Here is a 17,072-nt window from a genome sequence, read left to right as displayed (position 1 = left end):
ACACCGCTCGCGATCACAGCACTCCCGCCGAGAGCAGAGCATCGATGGATGCCGCGTCGTACGCGCCGTGATCGGTACCCACGCCGGCGACGACCTGTGCGGCGGTGGCCGATCCGAAGCGCGCGGCGTCGCGCGAGGACCACCCGCGGAGTTTGGCGAAGACGAAGCCGGCCGAGAAGGCGTCTCCGCCGCCGCTGGTGTCGACCGGTTCCGCGGGCACGATGGGGACGAACTCGAGGTCGCCGCCGTCGACCACCACGATGTCGTCGCCGCCGTTGGTGCACGCGACGACCGCTGCTCCCGCCGCGTGCAGGGCGCGGGCGGCGGCGGGCAGGTCGTCGGCGCCGGTCCAGCCCATGGCCTGCTCGGCGTTGGGGAGCACGTAGTCGGTGTGCGCGAGCAGGGGCTCGATGAGCGCGTAGAACGCGGGGTCGCCGCCGATGAGGAAGTCGAGCGACGTCGTCGCTCCGTGCCGACGGGCGTACTCCAGGATCTCGATGACGTTCTCGGGACCGAGCAGCTCGGGCGCTCCGACGTGGACGTGGTCGGCGGCGGCGAGCGCGTCCCAGGGCACGACGTCGGCGGCGAGCGCGTTGGCCCCGACCACGTGGAGCGCCGGTCGCGACCCGTCGGAGCGGATGGGGAGGACGGATGCCGAGGTCGGCAGTTCGTCGGTGCGCAGGTTCGACACGTCGATGCCGGCGTCGCCGAGCAGGCCGACCAGCACGCGTCCGGCGACGTCGTCGCCCACGGCCCCGCTCGTGACCACGCGCGCGCCGAGCTTGTTGAGCACGAGCGCGGTGCCGCCGGCGGGTCCCGCTGCGGACATCACGATCTCGTCGACGAGGAGCGAGCCCTGCCCCTCGGGGATCTCATCGACGGGCTGGACGATCGTGTCGAGCACGTGGGCTCCGAGCGTGACGATCGAGGGGGCGGCGTTCATCGTCGAACCTCCGGGTCGGGTGACCGGCGCGGCGAACCCACGACGGTAAGTGGCACATTTGTACCATTTTCTCGCCGGGTTCGACAAGCGTCAGCGCGAAGCCCGTCCGCCACGGCCGAGCAGCACGCCGCCCCAGGCCGCCGCCGTCCCGACGACGACCGTCGCCACCCCCCACCAGAGCAGGCCGAGGTCGGCCGACTCGACGGCGAGCGAGCTGTAGGTGGTGAACCCGCCCAGGATGCCGGTCCCGATGAACAGCTGCACGCGCTGCGCACGCGAGGATTCCGGCATCCGTGCTCTCCAGCCGTACAGGATGCCGATCGCGAACGCCCCGACGACGTTGATCAGCGGCACGAGGGCCGGGCCCAGGTCTTCGCCGAGCGCCAGGGTGAGACCGGCGCGTACGGCCGTACCGATCGCGCCGCCGACGGCGACGAGGCCCACATCCCGCCACATGCTCACCGCGCCACCCTACGCCCGCGGCCCGACGCACCTCAGCGGCGTCATCCGATGTCGGCCCACCGCCGCGGCGTCTTGGCCTCGAGCCACGCCACGAGGTCGGGGAAGTCGTCGTACACGCTCATCGCCTCGAACAATCGGCGACCCCGCGCGTCCGCGCCCCGAAGCCGACCGCCCGACAGCAGCGAGAGTTCCGCGATCTCGGATGCCGCAACCACCCGCGACCGGCGGAGTCCCGGGCGGACGACCAGGTGATCGTCGAAGCCGACGATGCGCGCGCGCCCGGCGGACAGCGCCCAGAGGAAGATGATCGCGCCGAGAACACCGAGGGTGCCCAGCCACACGGTCACCCCGACAGCGGCGAGCGGACCGCCCTCGATGATCTCCCCGATCGCGAGGACGACGGCGCCCGCCAGGAAGACGAGACCGGTGCCGCGCGCGATCAGATGCTGCGAGGGGGCGCGCTCGACGACGAAGAGAGGTCGAGGCACGCCGTCGCCCGTGGGGGGATCGCTGAGGGCGGGGAGCGGATGAGGAGCGGGGGCCGGCCGGTTCTCGGCCCGCCGACGGACGAGCAGATACCCCACCACGGCGAGCACGCCCACGACGCCCACGCCCGCGAGCCACGCCATGTTGAGCAGGAGGGCTGCGGGGATGGCCATCAGCGAGTACGTGAAGACGGCCAGCACCGCCGTCTCCCGCTGGCGGCGCTTCTTCCACGTCGCGCGCCAGTCGACCCGTGCGTTCCGTTTCGACATCGCCCGGGCTGCCGCGAGCAGCTGCGGGTCCTCGGCCGCGCGAGCGACCTCCTCGTCGGACCATTCGTGGCGTTGCCACCCGCGCGGCTCCGCCGTTTCCTGCATCGCCGCCCGGAGCAGGTTGCGGAACGCGTCGTCCTGCCGGAGCCCTCGCCGCAGCACTGAGGACGAGGCCGCGGTCGGTCGGAACAGCTCCTGCGCGCCGGGGACCAGCTCGTACAGGTCACGGGCCTCCGGAGTCAGCAGGGCGTAGAGGCGCGTGGGGGATGCGTCCGGGTCACCGACACCGGCCCTCCGGCGAGACCGGCGGGACGCGTCCGAGGGCGAGAGGTCGTCCGTCACGCGTCGATCCTCTCAGCCCGTCGTCGCGACCGCCCGCGCTCCCGGCCGCCTTGACAGACCGGGAGCGCGAGCGGAAGCTCCCGGCTCAGCCCGCCGCCGTGTTGTACGCGGCGATCTGCGACGCCGCCTTCGTCTCGGCATCCGACATGGTCGAGGTCACGTCGGCACCCTCGGCGACCTGGGTGAACGCCCCGATGACGGTCGATCGCAGCGAGGGGAAAGCGCCCGTGCGGCAGCCCGCCGCGGCGTTCGACGCCGGCGTGTTCGCGAGCTGGTCGACCATGGCCTTGACGTTCGGGTCGGCGAGCGAGGCCGCGCCGGCCGCGGTGGAGGCCGCCCCCGTGTTCGATGCGAGGTACCCGGTGGCATTCGCCCACGCCGCCTGCACCTCGGCCGAGTGCAGGAAGCTCACGAAGGCATAGGCCGCCCGCTGCTGCGCGTCGGAGTGTCCGTCACCCGAGATCCAGAGCGCGTTGCCGCCGATGACCACACCCGCGTCGTCGGACTCGGCGGTGGAAGGGAAGGCAGCGACCGTCGACGCGGTCTTCTTCGGATCGGCCGTCGTGTAGGCGCCCGTCGAGGTGAGCATGATGCCCACCTTGCCGCTCGCGAAGGCCGAGACCATCGCGCTGTTGTCGGTGCCGGGGTTGAGCATCGAGCCGTCCTGGAACAGCTTCTGCAGTCGCTGCATGAAGCCCACCTGCGTCGGCGAGGTGAGCTGCAGTCCGCTGACGCGGTCGGAGCCGCGACCGTTGTCGGGGGTGCAGAAGTCCACCCCGCCCGCGGCCGACATCTGCTCGATCATCCACGAGTCCGACATGTTCATCGTCAGGCCCGAGGCACCCGTCGCCGCGTGGATCCTCTCGGCCCACGAGGCCACCTCGGCGAGCGTGCGCGGCGGGGAGTCGGGGTTCAGCCCCGAGCGTGTCACGAGGTCGCGGTCGAGGTACATCACCGGCTGCGACACCGCGAACGGCATGGCGGCGAGCCCGCCCGCGCCGTCGCCGTAGTACGCGCTGACCGCCGGGGGGAAGCTGTCGAGAGAGAACGAGGTGTCGGTCGCGGTGAAGGTCGACAGGGGGACGGTCTTCTTCGAATCGGTCATGAAGCCCGTCGAGATGTCGTTCATCATCAGCACGTCGGGCGTCGTGCCCGACTGCACGGCGGCGGTGTACTTCGTCTGGGCGTCGGCGTACGACCCCTGGAACGAGGACTCGACGGTGATCTCGCCGTCGTGATCGCTGTTGAACTGCGACACGAGGGCGTCGAGCTCGGTGGCCGCCGGTCCGCTCATCTCGTGCCAGAACTGGAGGGTCACGGGGCCGGAGTCGGCTCCGGGGGAGGATCCGGATGCCGTGCACCCGGCGAGGGCGAGAAGGAGGACGGCTCCCGCGGCGGTCGCCGCGATCGTGGTGCGGGGGCGCAGAGACATGGGCTCGGGTTTCTTTCTGTCGGGTCTTATTTGAGAGCGCCGGCGGTGATCCCGCCGGCGAGGAAGCGCTGCGCGAGCAGCACGAGGACGAGAACCGGAAGGGTGACCATGGCCGCGCCGGCGAGTACGACGCCGACGTCGGCCGCCTCGGCACTGGAGAGCTGGGCGATACCGACCTGCACCGTGCGGTTCTCGGGCGAGTTGGTCACCAGCAACGGCCAGAAGAACCCGTTCCACGCGGCGGTCGCGCTCACGAGGGTCACCGAGATGAGCGTCGGCTGCACGATCGGCAGCAGCATCGACCGGATGAAGCGGACGTGCCCCGCACCGTCGAGGAGGGCGGCGTCGCGCAGCTCCCCCGGGAAGCTGAGGAACGCCTGCCGGAACAGGAAGATGCTCAGCGCCGAGGCGAGGAACGGCAGGAACACCGCCGGCAGGGTGTCGATCAGCCGCCACGACGAGATCGTCAGATAGTTCGCGATGAGGATCGTCTCGCCCGGCACCATCATGCTCGACAGGATCAGCAGGAAGAGGGCACGCGTGCCCCGCAGCCCGCAGAAGACGAGAGCGTAGGCGGTGGCGATGCCGATCGCGACCTGGAAGAAGGTCTGCACCAGCGTCACCACGACGCTGTTGAGGAACTGGTGTCCGAGCGGGATGACCTGGGTGGCGCGGATCACATTGTCGAGCGTCAGGTGGATGGGCAGAAGACCCTCGAGGCCCTCGTCGAGCCAGGCGGTCGGCGTGAGCGCGCCCTCGAAGACGTAGTAGAGCGGGAAGCACACCACGGTCACCGCCACGACGAGCCAGACGTAGAGAAGGGTGCTCCGCAGACGCGCGCGGACGGACAGCGGCCGCGCCATCAGTAGTTCACTCGCTTCTCGAGGATGCCGAACTGGACGAGCGAGAGGCCGAGCACGAGCAGGAACAGCACGACGCCCACTGCCGCGGCGATGCCGAAGTTGGCGCTCCCCGCCCCGAACGCCGCCTGATAGATCGTGTAGACCAGCGTCGTCGTCGAGTTCGCCGGGCCGCCGCCGGTGAGGATCTGGATCTGCCCGAACGTCGTGAGCGCCTCGACGGCACCGGTGACCACGATGAAGAACAGGGTCGGCGTGATCAGCGGCAGAGAGATCGACCAGAGCGTGCGGAGGGGACCCGCCCCGTCGAGGTGGGCCGCCTCGATCACGTCGGGATCGATCGCGCCGAAGGCCCCGAGCAGCAGCAGCACGGTGAATCCGAGAGATCCCCACACGGTGACGGCGATCACGCTCGGCATGGCCCACTGGGTGCTGGTCAGCCACGGCACCGGCGTGCCCCCGAAGCGCGCGATCACGGAGTTGACCAGCCCGCCGGCCGGAGCGAGCATCGCGGCGAAGGCGACCGAGGCCACCGAGACCGAGGCCACGAGGGGCGAGGTCAGCAGGGCGCGGAAGACGCGGATGCCGCGGAGCTTCGCCGTCAACGGGATGACGATGAGCAGCCCGACGACGATGCGACCGACCACGACCGCGACGCAGAACACGGCCGTCCGCCACAGCGTGTCGCCGAACTGGGGATCGGTGAAGATCGTCGCGAAGTTCTTCGTCCCCACGAACCCGGCGGCCTGGCCGAAGATGTCGGTTCCCTGGGTGCTGAGCCAGACGACCCGGCCGAGGGGAAAGAAGACGAAGACGGCGAAGACCGCGAGCGCCGGAACCATCAGAGCGGCACCCACGCGTCGGTCGGCGCGCCGCCAGGCCAGGGTCGAAGCCGGCCGACGACGGTCGGCGAGCGTCGGCCGGCGGTCGAGTGTCGAGAGCGACATCGGCTACCTTTCCGTCATAGGGAACGTTCCCTTTTTTGATGACGGACTCACTCTGCGACACCGCGAGAGACGAGGTCAAGGCGACCGGCGAGCGGTCGCCGAGCGTTCACGCGGCGTTCACGAGCACCTGAATCAATCCCCCTGACCCCCGAGGAGAACCATGACCACGCACCCCTCCCCCTCCCCCGACGACCTTCGCGCCCTGGCCGAGAGGGCCGCGAGATCCGCCGCGCCGGCACTGCTCGCCGCGTTCCGCTCCGACATGAGCGTGTCGTTCAAGCGCGACGTGCACGACGTCGTGACGATCCACGACAGAGCGGCCGAGGCCACCATCGCCGGGATCCTCCAGGACGGCGCACCCGGTTCGGTGATCCTGGGCGAAGAGACCGGCAGCTCGGGCGACGCACCCCTGCGATGGATCATCGACCCGATCGACGGCACCGCCAACTTCGCGCGCGGTCTCGCCTACTGGTGCATCTCGATCGCCGCCGAGCTCGACGGCGAGGTCGTCGCGGGCGTCGTGTTCGACCCCGTCGCAGACAACATGTTCTCGGCCGGCAGGGAGCACGCCCACGTGAACGGGGTCCCGATGCGATCGGCGTCCGGCCCCGCCGAACTCTCCACCCTGCTCACGAGCTTTCCCGGACAGCACGACGTCGACCTCCTGGGCGAGGGCGCCTTCGACCTGCTCGCCGAGATCACGCACACGTACCAGCACCACCACAGCACCGGCAGCGGGGCGCTGAACCTCGCGCACGTCGCGGCCGGATGGGCGGACGCCACGATGGGCTTCGATACCCACCCCTGGGACGTGGCCGCCGGAGCCCACATCCTCGAACGGGCCGGTGGCACGTACACGGGCTTCCGCTCCGGCGTCGAGGTCGCTCGCGCCCAGGAGAGCCTCGACTACGTCGCGGAGGGAGCGGGCGGAGAGCACGGAGTGCTCATTCGACGCCTGCGCGCCCTGTCCGGGCAGTGGATGCCGGCCGGGCAGTGAGAGCGTCCGGATGCCGCGACCGTGCGGCATCCGGACTCTTCGGATCGGGCTACGCGCCGGCGAGAGCCCAGGTGCGCACGTGCTCCCACGTCATCGTCTGCCACCAGCGTCCCGACCAGTCGGGGCTCGAGGTGCGGTACATCACCACCGTGCGTCCCGAGAAGCCACCGGGCACGGGGACGGCGAGCTCTCGGATGAACTCCCCCACCTCCTCGTAGAGATCGGGACGCACGTACAGGTCGTGCGAGGCGAGCGAGAGGTGCCCGCGGTAGAGCTCCGGGACGAAGTCGTTGGGCAGGGGATTGTTCATCGGGGAGCGGAACGGGGCGACCGTCGCCTCGATGTCACGGGCCAGGCCCACCAGGTCGTCGTTGACCGAGCCTTCGGGGTTCTCGCTCACGTCGTAGACGTAGCCCCGACCCTGCGCCCGGACGCCGGCATTGTGCACGGGAAAGGCCGCGCGGCCATCGAGCAGGTCGGTCAGCGCGCCGATGACCGCGGGCTCCGAGAACCCGAACGGCTGGCTGCCCACGAGGGTGGCGTGCGGCGGGAACGCGCCCGCGGAGAGCAAGCCGTACTGCGCGCGCAGCTGGTCGGTCACCGCGGTCACCGCGCGGCAGGTCTGCGCGTCGGGACGCAGATAGATGCCGTAGCGGAAGGGATCGCTGTCGTCTCGGGGCAGCTTGTGGGCGATGTGGTCGTTCATGCGGACTCTCCGTGATGCCGATAGGGAACGTTCCCTATTCTCCGCGGAACGGTCGCGCGACGGTCGACGTCACGGCATCCGGTGGGTGAACGGACGGTGACGACGTCAGAGGGCGGCGGCCGTACGCCCGGGAACCAGTTCTCCGTCGATCGCGTGGTGCGTCACCGTGGTCGCGAGTCCATCGATCTGATCGACGACCGCGTCGACCGACAGTCGGCCGATCGTCCGCAGCGGCTGGCGCCACGACGTCAGACCCAGCAGTGACGTCATGAACGGCGTGACGCCGTCGTAACCCGTCACCGACATCTCCGAGGGCACGGCGACCCCGCGCACGCGCAGCGCCTCGAGGGCCGCCACCGCCCACGCGTCGCTCGGCGCCATGAAGGCGGTGACCCCGCCGGCCCCGAGGACGCCCGCGACGATCGCGTCGGCCCCGTCGAAGCCCGGTCCGGCATCGTCACCGCTCAGAGTGACGACGTGGACGCCGCGCTCCCGCAGGCGCTCGGCCATCGCGTGCGTGCGCCGCGACTGGGTGATCGACGAGACCGGGGTGAAGGTCATCACCGCGACCCTGCGATGCCCGAGGTCGGCCACGTGATCGGCGAGGGCGCGGCCACCGCCCACCTCGTCGCAGTACACGCTGCTGATCGTCGGGTCCTCCTCCGGGCGCCCCGCGACGACCGCGGGGATACGCCGCGCGAAGGGCGTGATGTCCTCGACGGGGAGCGCGCCGCTGCAGACGATCAGTCCCTCCACCCGCAGCGCGACGAGTGTCTCGAGGGCGCGGCGCTCGTCGTCCACGGAAAAGGATCCCGCCCCGGTCGCGGTGACGACCCGGTACCCGCGAGCAGCCGCCTGCTCCTGGAACGCGGTCAGCAGGTGACCGTAGAACGGCGTCGCGGCGTCACGGACGAAGACGCCGAGGGTGTGGCTCCGGTGAGCCGACATCCCCCGCGCGTGCGCGTTGGCGACGTAACCGAGCTCCGTCGCCGCCCGCCGGACGCGGTCGACGGTGTGCGCGGCGACCCCGGACGCCCCGGAGAGCGCCCGCGAGACCACCGACTTCGACACCCCCGCGGCCGCGGCCACATCGTGGATGGTGGGGGCGGCTCCGGCCTGGCGGGGCGTGGCCGCACGGGCCGGTGGGCGACCGTCGTCGGGGGTCTCGTCTCGCACGTCTTCACGCTATCGGTCGGCCGGGCCGTTCGACCTCGCCGAGAAGCGGGTCACTCCCCCAGGATGAGCCGCCGGATCGCGGCATCCTTCGACCCGCCCAGTTCCATCGTGCGCCCCTTGCGGTACAGCGCGAAGACCCGAGGGTCGATGTAGCTCGCCTTCGCGACGGCCGGAGTGTTACCCAGCGCTTCGGCCGTGGCGCGGACCGCCGCGACCTCCGCCCTCTTGCGCTCGTTCTTCCCGCCCGTGGCACCCACCATGGCGAGCGACTCGGCCGCGAGGATCGTGCCGCGCAGCGTCCGGAAGTCCTTGGCACTGAAGGGCCCGCCCGTGAGCGAGCGCACATAGCCGTTCACGTCGCCGGGAGTGAGCGGAACGCGCCGGCGCCCGCGCGTGTAGCTCAGTAGCGCGGCACGCGAGCGCCCCCGGGCGAGCTCGTCGACGATGGATGCCAGCTCCGCATCGCGCAGCGAGAGCTCGGCGCGCTTGCCGCTCTTCGCGGGGAACGACAGGCGGATCAGGTCACCCTCGACCGTGGCATCCCGTCTCTGCAGGGTCGTGAGGCCCCGACTGCCGTTGGTGACGAAGTAACGGGCATTGCCGACGCGCGGAGCGACGAGGTCGAGGAAGCGGAACGACACCGCCAGCACTCGTTCGCGATCCGCTTCGGCCCGGCGGAGCGACTGCGTCACTCGCGATCGCGCTCGGGGCAGCGACTCGGCGAGCTGGAGCGCCCGGGCGAACTTGCCCCTGTCCCGACGCTTCGACCAGTCCGCGTGGTAGGTGTACTGGCGGCGTCCGGCTTCGTCCGTTCCGACGGCCTGGATGTGCGCGTTCGGCTCGCGTGCGATCCACACCTCGCGCCACGCGGGAGGGATGACCAGACCCCGGGCACGCTCGGCGTCGCGCTCGGGGACGGACGCACCCGTGTGATCGACGAAACGAAACCCCGAACCGGAGCGCACCCGGCGGTAACCGGGGTCTTCGTAGGGGCGGACGCGGACGAGTCGGGCCATCGCGTCAGTGGGTGCGGAGCATGTCGATGAGCTCCGCCTTCTTCTTGCCGGAGTATCCGGTCAGACCGAGCTCCTTCGCGCGACTCCTCAGCTCGGCGACAGTGCGGTCTTCGTAGTTCTCGGCGTGACCGCCCTTCTCTCCGACCTTCTCGCGCCCCTGAGCGGCGGCGGCGTTCGAGATGCGCGCGGCCTTCTCTTTCGAGTCGCCCTGCTTACGCAGTTCCTCGTACAGGTCGGGGTCTTTCAGACTGCGGGAACCTTGCCCTTGCGGCACGACCTTCTCCTTCCGTCGGGGAATCCCGACGCTACGACCGCGCATCGCGTCGAGGGAGGGATTGACAACGCTCGGTGGCGACCGGCGCTCGTCGCCCCCGCCGTCGCGTGAGCCATCGACGACACGGCGACACCGAGCCACGCGTGCGGTTCGGCCGTACGAACCCCACCTCCCGGGGTTGACGAACTCGCGATATATCGCGATACTCCCTCTAACGCGATATATCGCGATTGAGGAGAACCCGCCATGGAGAAATGGATCGTCCACCCCGGCGAGACGCGCGTCATCGACATCGATTCGCTGCGTGAGCTGAAGGTCGGCCTCGTCGGCGGACAGGTCGACGTCATCGCGCACGACGAGCCCGATGCCCGCATCGAGGTGCACGGCGTCACCGTCAAAGACCTGCGGATCGAGATGGTCGACGGCCGTCTCGAGATCGACCACCCACAGCTGCGGTGGGACAACTTTCTCGAGGTGTTCCGCAACTTCGGCTCGGGCGGCCCTAAGGCCGAGGTCAGTGTCGCCGTACCGCGCACGGTCGCCCTCACCCTCGGCGTCGTCAGCGCGAGCGCTCTCGTCTCGGGTCTGCGCACCGATGTGCGGCTCAACACCGTGTCGGGCGACATCATCGTCGACGGCCTCCGCGGCGACATCGACCTCAACGCCGTATCGGGGGATGTGCAGGTGCGCGAACTCGAAGGCGCCCTCAGCGCGAACAGCGTCTCGGGTGACGTCGCGGCCACCGGCCGCATCACGAAGGCATCGATCGACACCGTGTCGGGTGCCATGCTCGTCGACTCGACGGGCGCGACCCAGGCGATCTCGCTCAACTCCGTCAGCGGCACGGCGACGATCCGCCTCGACCGGTCGCTCCCCGCCAACTACGTCTCGCGATCGGTGAGCGGCCGCGTTCAGATCGACGGCCAGGTGCGCTCCGGCAAGGGACCCACCAATTACACCGGGTCGACGGGCGCCCTCGCGGGCTCGTTCGTCGACGTGCGCGCCAATACCGTCTCGGGCGAGATCACCGTGCTGCGCCGCGGCATCTCGGGCCTGCGTCCCGAGGAACTCGCCGGAGAGGAGGAGTGGTGATGAGCCCCGCCTTCTCGCACGGCGATCTGCGCCTGTACATCCTCAGCCTGCTCGAGGAGGCCCCGCGCCACGGGTACGACCTCATGCAGGCCCTCTCGGAGCGAACGGGCGGCACCTACTCCCCATCAGCCGGCACCATCTACCCGCGGCTCTCGAAGCTCGAGGACGAGGGGTTGGTCACCAAGACCGTCGACGGCCGCAAGACCGTCTACGAGATCACGGATGCCGGCCGCGCCGAAGTCGCGGCACGCACGAGCGACCTCGAGGGCATTCAGGCCGGGCTCGCCGACAGCGTGCGACTGATCGCCGATGAGGTGCGTGGCAGTGTGCGCGACGCCATGCGCAGCCTCCGCGCCGACCTCGCCGCTGCCTCTCGGGAGGAGCGCGAGCACGCCCAGGCGACTCCGGCGGACGACGCGCGGTCCCGCAGCCGCGAACAGCTCTCTCGCGCCGATGCCGCGATCAACGAGTTCCGCGGGCGCGTGCGCTCCGAACTGCGCTCGCACGTGGCGCGCGGCGGGGAGCTCGCGGCATCCGGAGTCGACGACATCGAGGCCGCGCTGCGCCACGCCACCGAAGCGGTCGCGCGGGCGATGCGCACCTAGAGCGTCACTCCCACGGCAGCTCCTCCTCGGCGCCGACCGGTTCTCCCTGCGGGACGACGAGAACCGGTCGGCGCTGCCGGTGGCTCAGGCGCGCGGCTACGGAGCCGGTGAGGAACTCGCGCAGGGATTCACCCAGGCCGCGCTTGCGCGTCCCGACGACGATGAGCGACGCGTCGATCTCGTCGGCGAGCTGAATCAGGGCCAGCGCCGGATCTCCGATGATCTGGCGTGCCGTCCACGTGACGGTGCTTCCGGCCAGAGCCTCGGCCGTCATGCGGCGCACCTCGTCGAGAGCGGCCTTCGCGGCGTCCCCCGCCACGTCGACGGTGGACGAGTGCACATAGCCGTCGGGATCCTCGAAGGCCACGAAACGGGTGGTGTCGACGTGAGCGACGACGAGCTCCGCGCGCGCGAGGGCTGCATAGTGGGCCGCCTCGCGCACGATCCTGGCGGACTGACCGGGCACGACGCCCGCGATCACCTTTCCGCGACCGGTACGCGGGCGGGGCTGATCGGACATGACGGCTCCTCTCGACGACGGCACTCCCGGCGGCCGCCGCTCGACGGCTCGGCCGGAAGGTGCCGTGATATCCTGGCTGTTACTCTTACCGGCTCGGTCCGGAACCGCAATACGCAGGGCCCGCAGTCGGCCCTCGACGTCGATCGTGAGGGGGTCTCGCATGGGGCGTGGCCGTCAGAAGGCGAAGAACACCAAGATCGCCCGTGAGCTGAAGTACGACACCTATTCGGTGAACTACTCCGCTCTCGAGCGCGAACTGGGTGCACCCGCTCCGGGTGAAGACGCGTACGTCGACAAGTGGGCCGACCAGTACAGCGACGAATACGACAACGAGAAGGCCTGACGCCTTCCCGCTCGTTTCCGTACCGCGCGAAACCGCGCATCACGGCCCTGTGGTCGCCACTCCCACGAGGGGGCGGCCTGTTCGTGGTGCAGATCGATCTGCAAACCGTTTTGTACCGCTTCATTCCATTTCGTGGGTTTGACACCCTCCTGTCGCTATGATGCGGAGGGTGCTCCGACTGCTCTGCAATCGGGGTGCTCTTCCCGTCGATGGCATCCACCCTTCCATCGGGTGCCGCCACTGCACAGAACAGGGACACTCCCATGTCGACGACTACACCTCGCACGCGTTCGCGACGTGAGCGCTCCGCCTCGATCCTCATCGCCGGTTTCCTGACGGCGCTCCTGACGCTCGGAGGAGCGGTTTCCGCCCAGGCCCGCCCCGACCCGGGGCTCGCTTCCAGCTCCGCAACGGTGACCCCCGGCGGCACGATCACGCTCACCGCCTCGGGATTCCCGGAGGGCGGCAGCCTGGAGTTCACCATCGACGACATCACCCCGCTGACGACGTATCCCGTCACGGGCAGCGCCGTGGAAGCGGACGGCAGCGGCCAATACAAAGGCACGGCACGTATCCCCGCCGGCCTTTCAACCGGCGCGCACAGAATTGCCGTCACGCACCCAGCAGACAACTCGGGGGCCTTCACTGAGATCACCGTCGTCGCCCCGCCCGCGTCGTCGGTAACGCCGACCACCCAGCCGCTGTCGGATTATCTGAAGAATGGTGTCACCGCGACCTTCGCCGGTTTCACACCGGGCGCCACGGTCGCTTTCGGCATCTCGACACCCGGTACGGGCGACCAGGCCGGTCCCGATGCCGTCGCCGACGCGACCGGCACCGTCACTCTTCACTACGTTCCCGAAGTCGGCACCAACTACGCCAACGCGGGCACCTACAACCTCAGCGCATCCACCGAAGCGGGCGCCATCCAGGCCGCGCCGGTCAGCTTCACAGTGACCGCGGATGCCACGACCCCGGCTCCCGTGCCCGTTGCGGGCCCGGCGACCCCGGTCAAGCGTGCCGCGACCTTCACCGGCTGATCGATAAGGCGTGTCCGACGCCGGGCCGGGACGTTCGTTCCGGCCCGGCGTTCCCGTTTCCACCCACCCTGAGGAGTTCCCGGTGCTCAGCCGCACGACCGCATCCGTCAGCGTCGGAGCCGTGGCGCTCCTGTCCAGCCTCCTGCTCGCCGGATGCTCTCCCGCCGCGACGCCGGACGCGGCCCCCTCCGCAATCGCCGAGACGCAGCCGACAGCCGATTCGACGCCGGCGGCGAGCACCCCGGCGGCGACCGCCACCTCGGCCACGGCGACGGGCGCGATACTCGACGTCTACGATGAGCCCGGCGGCAGCGTGACAGCCACCCTGCGGAACCCGCAGGAGTCCGGCGCGCCCCTGACGCTTCTCGTGGCCGCCACACGGGGAGACTGGCTGCAGGTGCACCTCGCTCAACGCCCCAACGGCAGCACGGGATGGGTCAAGGCCGATGCCGTTGTTCAGCACAGCCTTGAGTACAGCCTCGACGCCTCCACCGAGGACAACACCCTGACGCTGCTGAAGAATGGCCACCCGGTGAAGACTTTCCGCGCCGCCACCGGTACCGGCGGGACCCCGACCCCGCACGGCGCGTTCTTTCTCACCGAGCTGCTCCAGCCCACCAACGAGGGATACGGCCCCTACGCCTTCGGCCTGTCGGCGTTCTCCGACGTGCTCTCGAACTTCGGCGGCGGTCCCGGCCAGATCGGTCTGCACGGCACCGACGATGCCGACAGCATCGGCCGATCAGCCAGCCACGGCTGCATCCGGCTCTCCAACACCGACATCACCGAACTCGCGAGCCTCCTGCCGCTGGGCACCCCCATCACCATCCGATGACGACGGATCCCGCTGACCGGGGCGAACATTCTTCTACCAGCGGAGCCCCGTGCGGCGTTCCCACGCCTCTTCGACGCTCTCGCGGCGCCTCATGACGATCGCAGCCGGCACGACGAGCACCAGCGCGACGCCGATCAGCACGAGCCCCGCGGTCCATCCACCGGTGAGCTCGTGGGTCACCCCGATCGCCAGGGGCATGAGCGCGGCGAACCCGTACCCCACGCTCTGCACGAAGCCGCTGAGCGCGACTGTGGTCTCGTGCGAGCGGGTACGCAGCCCGAACAGCACCAGCGCCAGCGGGAACATCAGCGGCGGGGTGCCGACCAGCACCACCCACAGCACCGTCGCCGCCGACGGGGCCACCAGCAACCCGATGACCCCCACCAGCCCGCCCCCGACGGCAACCACGTAGAACGGGGTCGTGCGGCCCCGTCGAGACACGAGCAGGGGGACGAGGAGCGACACCGGCAGCCCCATGAACGAGAAGAGGGCGAGCAGTCCACCGGCTTCCGCGGCATCCACACCGGCGACGTCGATGAGCAGGGGCGGCATCCACGCGAACATGGCGTAGGCGACCGAGGAGTTGACGCCGAACGTGACGACGAGCGCCCACGTCTGCGGCACGCGCACGATCCGCGCCAGCACGTCGGCGCGCGGCTCGTCGACCGCATCGCGCCGCGACACTCGCGCCCGCAGGCTCAATGCGACCCACGGCGCGACAGCGGCGAGGGCCACGACGGCCCAGGTCACGAACGAACCGCGCCACCCCACCGCGTCGGCCAGGGGCACGGCCACGAGCGGGGGCGTGAAGGTGGCGACCGCCATCGCCGTGCTGTAGACGGTCGTCATGAGACCGATGCGCTCGGGGAAGTACTTCTTCACCACGGTCGGGATCAGGACGTTCGCCACGCCCACCGCGGCGAACACCCCCGCCGTCGCGCCCAGCAGCGACCACGCGTCGACCGCGGCCGCGCGGAGGCCGAGCATCGCCGCGGCGGTGACCGCAGCGATCAGCACGGAACGCTCGAGGCCGAGACGACGCTCGATCGCCGGGGTGACCATGCCGGCGAGCGCGAACGCCACCGGCGGTGCCATGCCGATCAGTCCCACGACGGCCGCGGGGAGGGGGAAGTCCTCGCCGATGCGCGTCAGCAGCGGAGAGAGCGACGCGACCGCGATCCGCAGCGTGAGCGCGAGCAGCACGATCGCCGCCGCGGCGAGCGCGATGGTTCCCGCCCGACGGCGGGTCAAGACTCCTGGCTGCCCTCGACCCAGGCGAGGTACTCGTCCGACACGGTGCCCGTGACGTAACGCCCGTCGAAGCAGCTCATGTCGAGGTCGACCAGGTCGGTGCCCTCCATGATGGCCGCCTTGAGGTCGTCGACCTCCTGGTACACGAGGTAGTCGCAGCCGAGCTCTTCCGCGATCTCGGGGATCGTACGGCCGTGCGCGACGAGCTCGTGACGCGAGGGCATGTTGATGCCGTACACGTGGGGATAGCGCACCGGCGGGGCGGCCGAGGCGAACGTGACGCTCTTGGCTCCGGCATCCCGAGCCATCTGGATGATCTCGCGGCTCGTCGTGCCGCGCACGATCGAATCGTCGACCAGCAGCACGTTCTTGCCCTGGAACTCGGTCGACATGGCGTTGAGCTTCTGACGCACGCTCTTCTTGCGCACCGCCTGTCCCGGCATGATGAACGTCCGGCCGACGTAGCGGTTCTTGTAGAAGCCCTCGCGGTACTCGATGCCCAGCTTGCGGGCCACCTGCATCGCGGCGGGACGGGCGGAGTCGGGGATCGGCATGACCACGTCGATGGCCCCCGCGGGCGTGTACTTCGCGACGGTGTCGGCCAGACGCTCGCCCATGCGCAGGCGCGTCTCGTACACCGAGACGCCGTTCATGACCGAGTCGGGACGGGCGAGGTAGACGTACTCGAACGAGCAGGGCGCAAGCACGGTGCTCTTCGCGCACTGCTGCGCGTGAAGCGTGCCGTCGAGGGTGATGAACACGGCCTCGCCCGGCTCGACGTCGCGCACGATCTCGAAGCCGGCGTTCTCGAGCACGAGCGACTCGGACGCCACGATGTACTCGTCGCGGGGCTCTCCCCCCGGCACCTCGGGCGCGGGACGCTTGCCGAGGATGAGCGGGCGGATGCCGAACGGGTCGCGGAACGCGAGCAGGCCATAGCCCGCGATGAGGGCGATCGACGCGTACGAGCCCTCGACCCGCTCGTGCACGCGGCCGACCGCGCGGAAGACCTGCGCGGGGTCGAGGTCGGGGCCGGTGATCTCGGACTGCAGCTCGGAGCCGAGGATGTTCACGAGCAGCTCGGTGTCGCTGCTGGTGTTGAGGTGGCGGCGGTCCTTGTGGAACAGCTCGGTCGTCAGCTCGCGCGTGTTCGTGAGGTTGCCGTTGTGCACGAGCACGATGCCGTAGGGCGCGTTGACGTAGAAGGGCTGCGCCTCTTCTTCGTTCGACGCGGTGCCCTTGGTGGCGTAGCGCACGTGGCCCAGACCGATGTCGCCGAGCAGGGCGCGCATGTCGCGCGTGCGGAAGGCCTCGCGCACCTGTCCGCGGGCCTTGTGGATGTGGAAGACGCCGCTGGACTCGGCCGTGGCCATGCCCGTGGAGTCCTGCCCTCGGTGCTGGAGGAGCAGGAGCGCGTCGTAGATCTCCTGATTGACCGGGCCCTGCCCGGCCATGCCGACGATGCCGCACATGGGG

Annotated in this window: 19 protein-coding genes; 6 read left to right on the top strand and 13 right to left on the bottom strand. The window is 70.1% G+C overall.

Annotated features, from left to right (window positions below):
* Window positions 1-13 precede the first annotated feature (13 nt).
* The 6 genes from MTE01_RS06670 to MTE01_RS06645 form a co-directional block, all read right to left on the bottom strand.
* Complete coding sequence (locus MTE01_RS06670) at window positions 14-943, bottom strand: carbohydrate kinase family protein (protein ID WP_116238754.1); 930 nt, start codon at window positions 941-943, stop codon at window positions 14-16.
* 90 nt (window positions 944-1,033) lie between these two features.
* The gene (locus tag MTE01_RS06665; RefSeq protein ID WP_074696312.1) at window positions 1,034-1,399 is read right to left on the bottom strand and encodes a fluoride efflux transporter FluC; all 366 of its coding nucleotides are present in this window, start codon (window positions 1,397-1,399) and stop codon (window positions 1,034-1,036) included.
* A 47-nt stretch (window positions 1,400-1,446) separates the two neighbouring features.
* Entirely contained in the window at window positions 1,447-2,502 is a 1,056-nt protein-coding gene (locus MTE01_RS06660) for a hypothetical protein (protein ID WP_116238755.1), read from the bottom strand.
* 85 nt (window positions 2,503-2,587) lie between these two features.
* Window positions 2,588-3,934: an extracellular solute-binding protein gene (locus tag MTE01_RS06655; protein WP_141376463.1), complete on the bottom strand. Its 1,347-nt coding sequence runs from the start codon at window positions 3,932-3,934 to the stop codon at window positions 2,588-2,590.
* A gap of 26 nt (window positions 3,935-3,960) precedes the next feature.
* Window positions 3,961-4,797, bottom strand: a complete 837-nt coding sequence (locus MTE01_RS06650) for a carbohydrate ABC transporter permease (protein ID WP_103206924.1) — start codon at window positions 4,795-4,797, stop codon at window positions 3,961-3,963.
* Window positions 4,797-5,741 (bottom strand): carbohydrate ABC transporter permease, encoded by a 945-nt coding sequence (locus tag MTE01_RS06645; RefSeq protein ID WP_103206925.1) that lies wholly within the window; start codon window positions 5,739-5,741, stop codon window positions 4,797-4,799. The genes MTE01_RS06650 and MTE01_RS06645 overlap by 1 nt, the downstream gene beginning before the upstream one ends.
* Before the next feature lie 160 nt (window positions 5,742-5,901).
* On the opposite strand from MTE01_RS06645, the gene MTE01_RS06640 reads away from it, so the two are divergent.
* On the top strand, window positions 5,902-6,738 hold the full coding sequence (locus MTE01_RS06640) for an inositol monophosphatase family protein (RefSeq protein ID WP_141376461.1): 837 nt from the start codon (window positions 5,902-5,904) through the stop codon (window positions 6,736-6,738).
* Between the two features lie 49 nt (window positions 6,739-6,787).
* Here the strand turns inward: MTE01_RS06640 and MTE01_RS06635 are convergent, their stop codons facing one another.
* The 4 genes from MTE01_RS06635 to MTE01_RS06620 form a co-directional block, all read right to left on the bottom strand.
* Complete coding sequence (locus MTE01_RS06635; RefSeq protein ID WP_141376459.1) at window positions 6,788-7,444, bottom strand: 2'-5' RNA ligase family protein; 657 nt, start codon at window positions 7,442-7,444, stop codon at window positions 6,788-6,790.
* A gap of 105 nt (window positions 7,445-7,549) precedes the next feature.
* On the bottom strand, window positions 7,550-8,620 hold the full coding sequence (locus MTE01_RS06630) for a LacI family DNA-binding transcriptional regulator (RefSeq protein ID WP_141376457.1): 1,071 nt from the start codon (window positions 8,618-8,620) through the stop codon (window positions 7,550-7,552).
* Window positions 8,621-8,670: 50 nt separating this feature from the next.
* A complete protein-coding gene (locus MTE01_RS06625) occupies window positions 8,671-9,636 on the bottom strand; it encodes a DNA topoisomerase IB (protein WP_141376455.1) in 966 nt (321 codons plus the stop codon).
* Between the two features lie 4 nt (window positions 9,637-9,640).
* Entirely contained in the window at window positions 9,641-9,910 is a 270-nt protein-coding gene (locus tag MTE01_RS06620; RefSeq protein WP_103206929.1) for a DUF7218 family protein, read from the bottom strand.
* A 246-nt stretch (window positions 9,911-10,156) separates the two neighbouring features.
* On the opposite strand from MTE01_RS06620, the gene MTE01_RS06615 reads away from it, so the two are divergent.
* Both MTE01_RS06615 and MTE01_RS06610 read left to right on the top strand, forming a co-directional pair.
* On the top strand, window positions 10,157-11,002 hold the full coding sequence (locus tag MTE01_RS06615) for a DUF4097 family beta strand repeat-containing protein (protein WP_103206930.1): 846 nt from the start codon (window positions 10,157-10,159) through the stop codon (window positions 11,000-11,002).
* Window positions 11,002-11,607, top strand: coding sequence for a PadR family transcriptional regulator (locus tag MTE01_RS06610; protein WP_141376453.1), 606 nt, complete (start codon window positions 11,002-11,004; stop codon window positions 11,605-11,607). Before MTE01_RS06615 ends, MTE01_RS06610 begins: the two co-directional genes overlap by 1 nt.
* A gap of 4 nt (window positions 11,608-11,611) precedes the next feature.
* Here MTE01_RS06610 and MTE01_RS06605 read toward each other — a convergent pair whose 3' ends face one another.
* Window positions 11,612-12,127 (bottom strand): universal stress protein, encoded by a 516-nt coding sequence (locus tag MTE01_RS06605; RefSeq protein WP_103206932.1) that lies wholly within the window; start codon window positions 12,125-12,127, stop codon window positions 11,612-11,614.
* Window positions 12,128-12,287: 160 nt separating this feature from the next.
* Here MTE01_RS06605 and MTE01_RS06600 point away from each other — a divergent pair, with 160 nt between their 5' ends.
* The 3 genes from MTE01_RS06600 to MTE01_RS06590 all read left to right on the top strand — a co-directional run bounded on the left by MTE01_RS06600 (window position 12,288) and on the right by MTE01_RS06590 (window position 14,345).
* Complete coding sequence (locus MTE01_RS06600) at window positions 12,288-12,470, top strand: DUF3073 domain-containing protein (protein ID WP_056225789.1); 183 nt, start codon at window positions 12,288-12,290, stop codon at window positions 12,468-12,470.
* Window positions 12,471-12,733: 263 nt separating this feature from the next.
* The gene (locus tag MTE01_RS06595; protein WP_141376451.1) at window positions 12,734-13,510 is read left to right on the top strand and encodes a hypothetical protein; all 777 of its coding nucleotides are present in this window, start codon (window positions 12,734-12,736) and stop codon (window positions 13,508-13,510) included.
* 82 nt (window positions 13,511-13,592) lie between these two features.
* The gene (locus MTE01_RS06590; RefSeq protein ID WP_141376449.1) at window positions 13,593-14,345 is read left to right on the top strand and encodes a L,D-transpeptidase family protein; all 753 of its coding nucleotides are present in this window, start codon (window positions 13,593-13,595) and stop codon (window positions 14,343-14,345) included.
* 33 nt (window positions 14,346-14,378) lie between these two features.
* Here MTE01_RS06590 and MTE01_RS06585 read toward each other — a convergent pair whose 3' ends face one another.
* Together MTE01_RS06585 and purF are read right to left on the bottom strand one after the other, a co-directional pair.
* The gene (locus tag MTE01_RS06585; RefSeq protein WP_141376447.1) at window positions 14,379-15,596 is read right to left on the bottom strand and encodes an MFS transporter; all 1,218 of its coding nucleotides are present in this window, start codon (window positions 15,594-15,596) and stop codon (window positions 14,379-14,381) included.
* On the bottom strand, window positions 15,593-17,068 hold the full coding sequence (purF, locus tag MTE01_RS06580; protein WP_103206936.1) for an amidophosphoribosyltransferase: 1,476 nt from the start codon (window positions 17,066-17,068) through the stop codon (window positions 15,593-15,595). The genes MTE01_RS06585 and purF overlap by 4 nt, the downstream gene beginning before the upstream one ends.
* Window positions 17,069-17,072: the final 4 nt, after the last annotated feature.

The organism is Microbacterium testaceum (assembly GCF_006539145.1).
Taxonomy (GTDB): Bacteria; Actinomycetota; Actinomycetes; order Actinomycetales; family Microbacteriaceae; genus Microbacterium; species Microbacterium testaceum.
The sequence above is the reverse complement of the archived record's forward strand: the minus strand, read 5'-3'. Positions and strand labels throughout refer to the sequence as shown.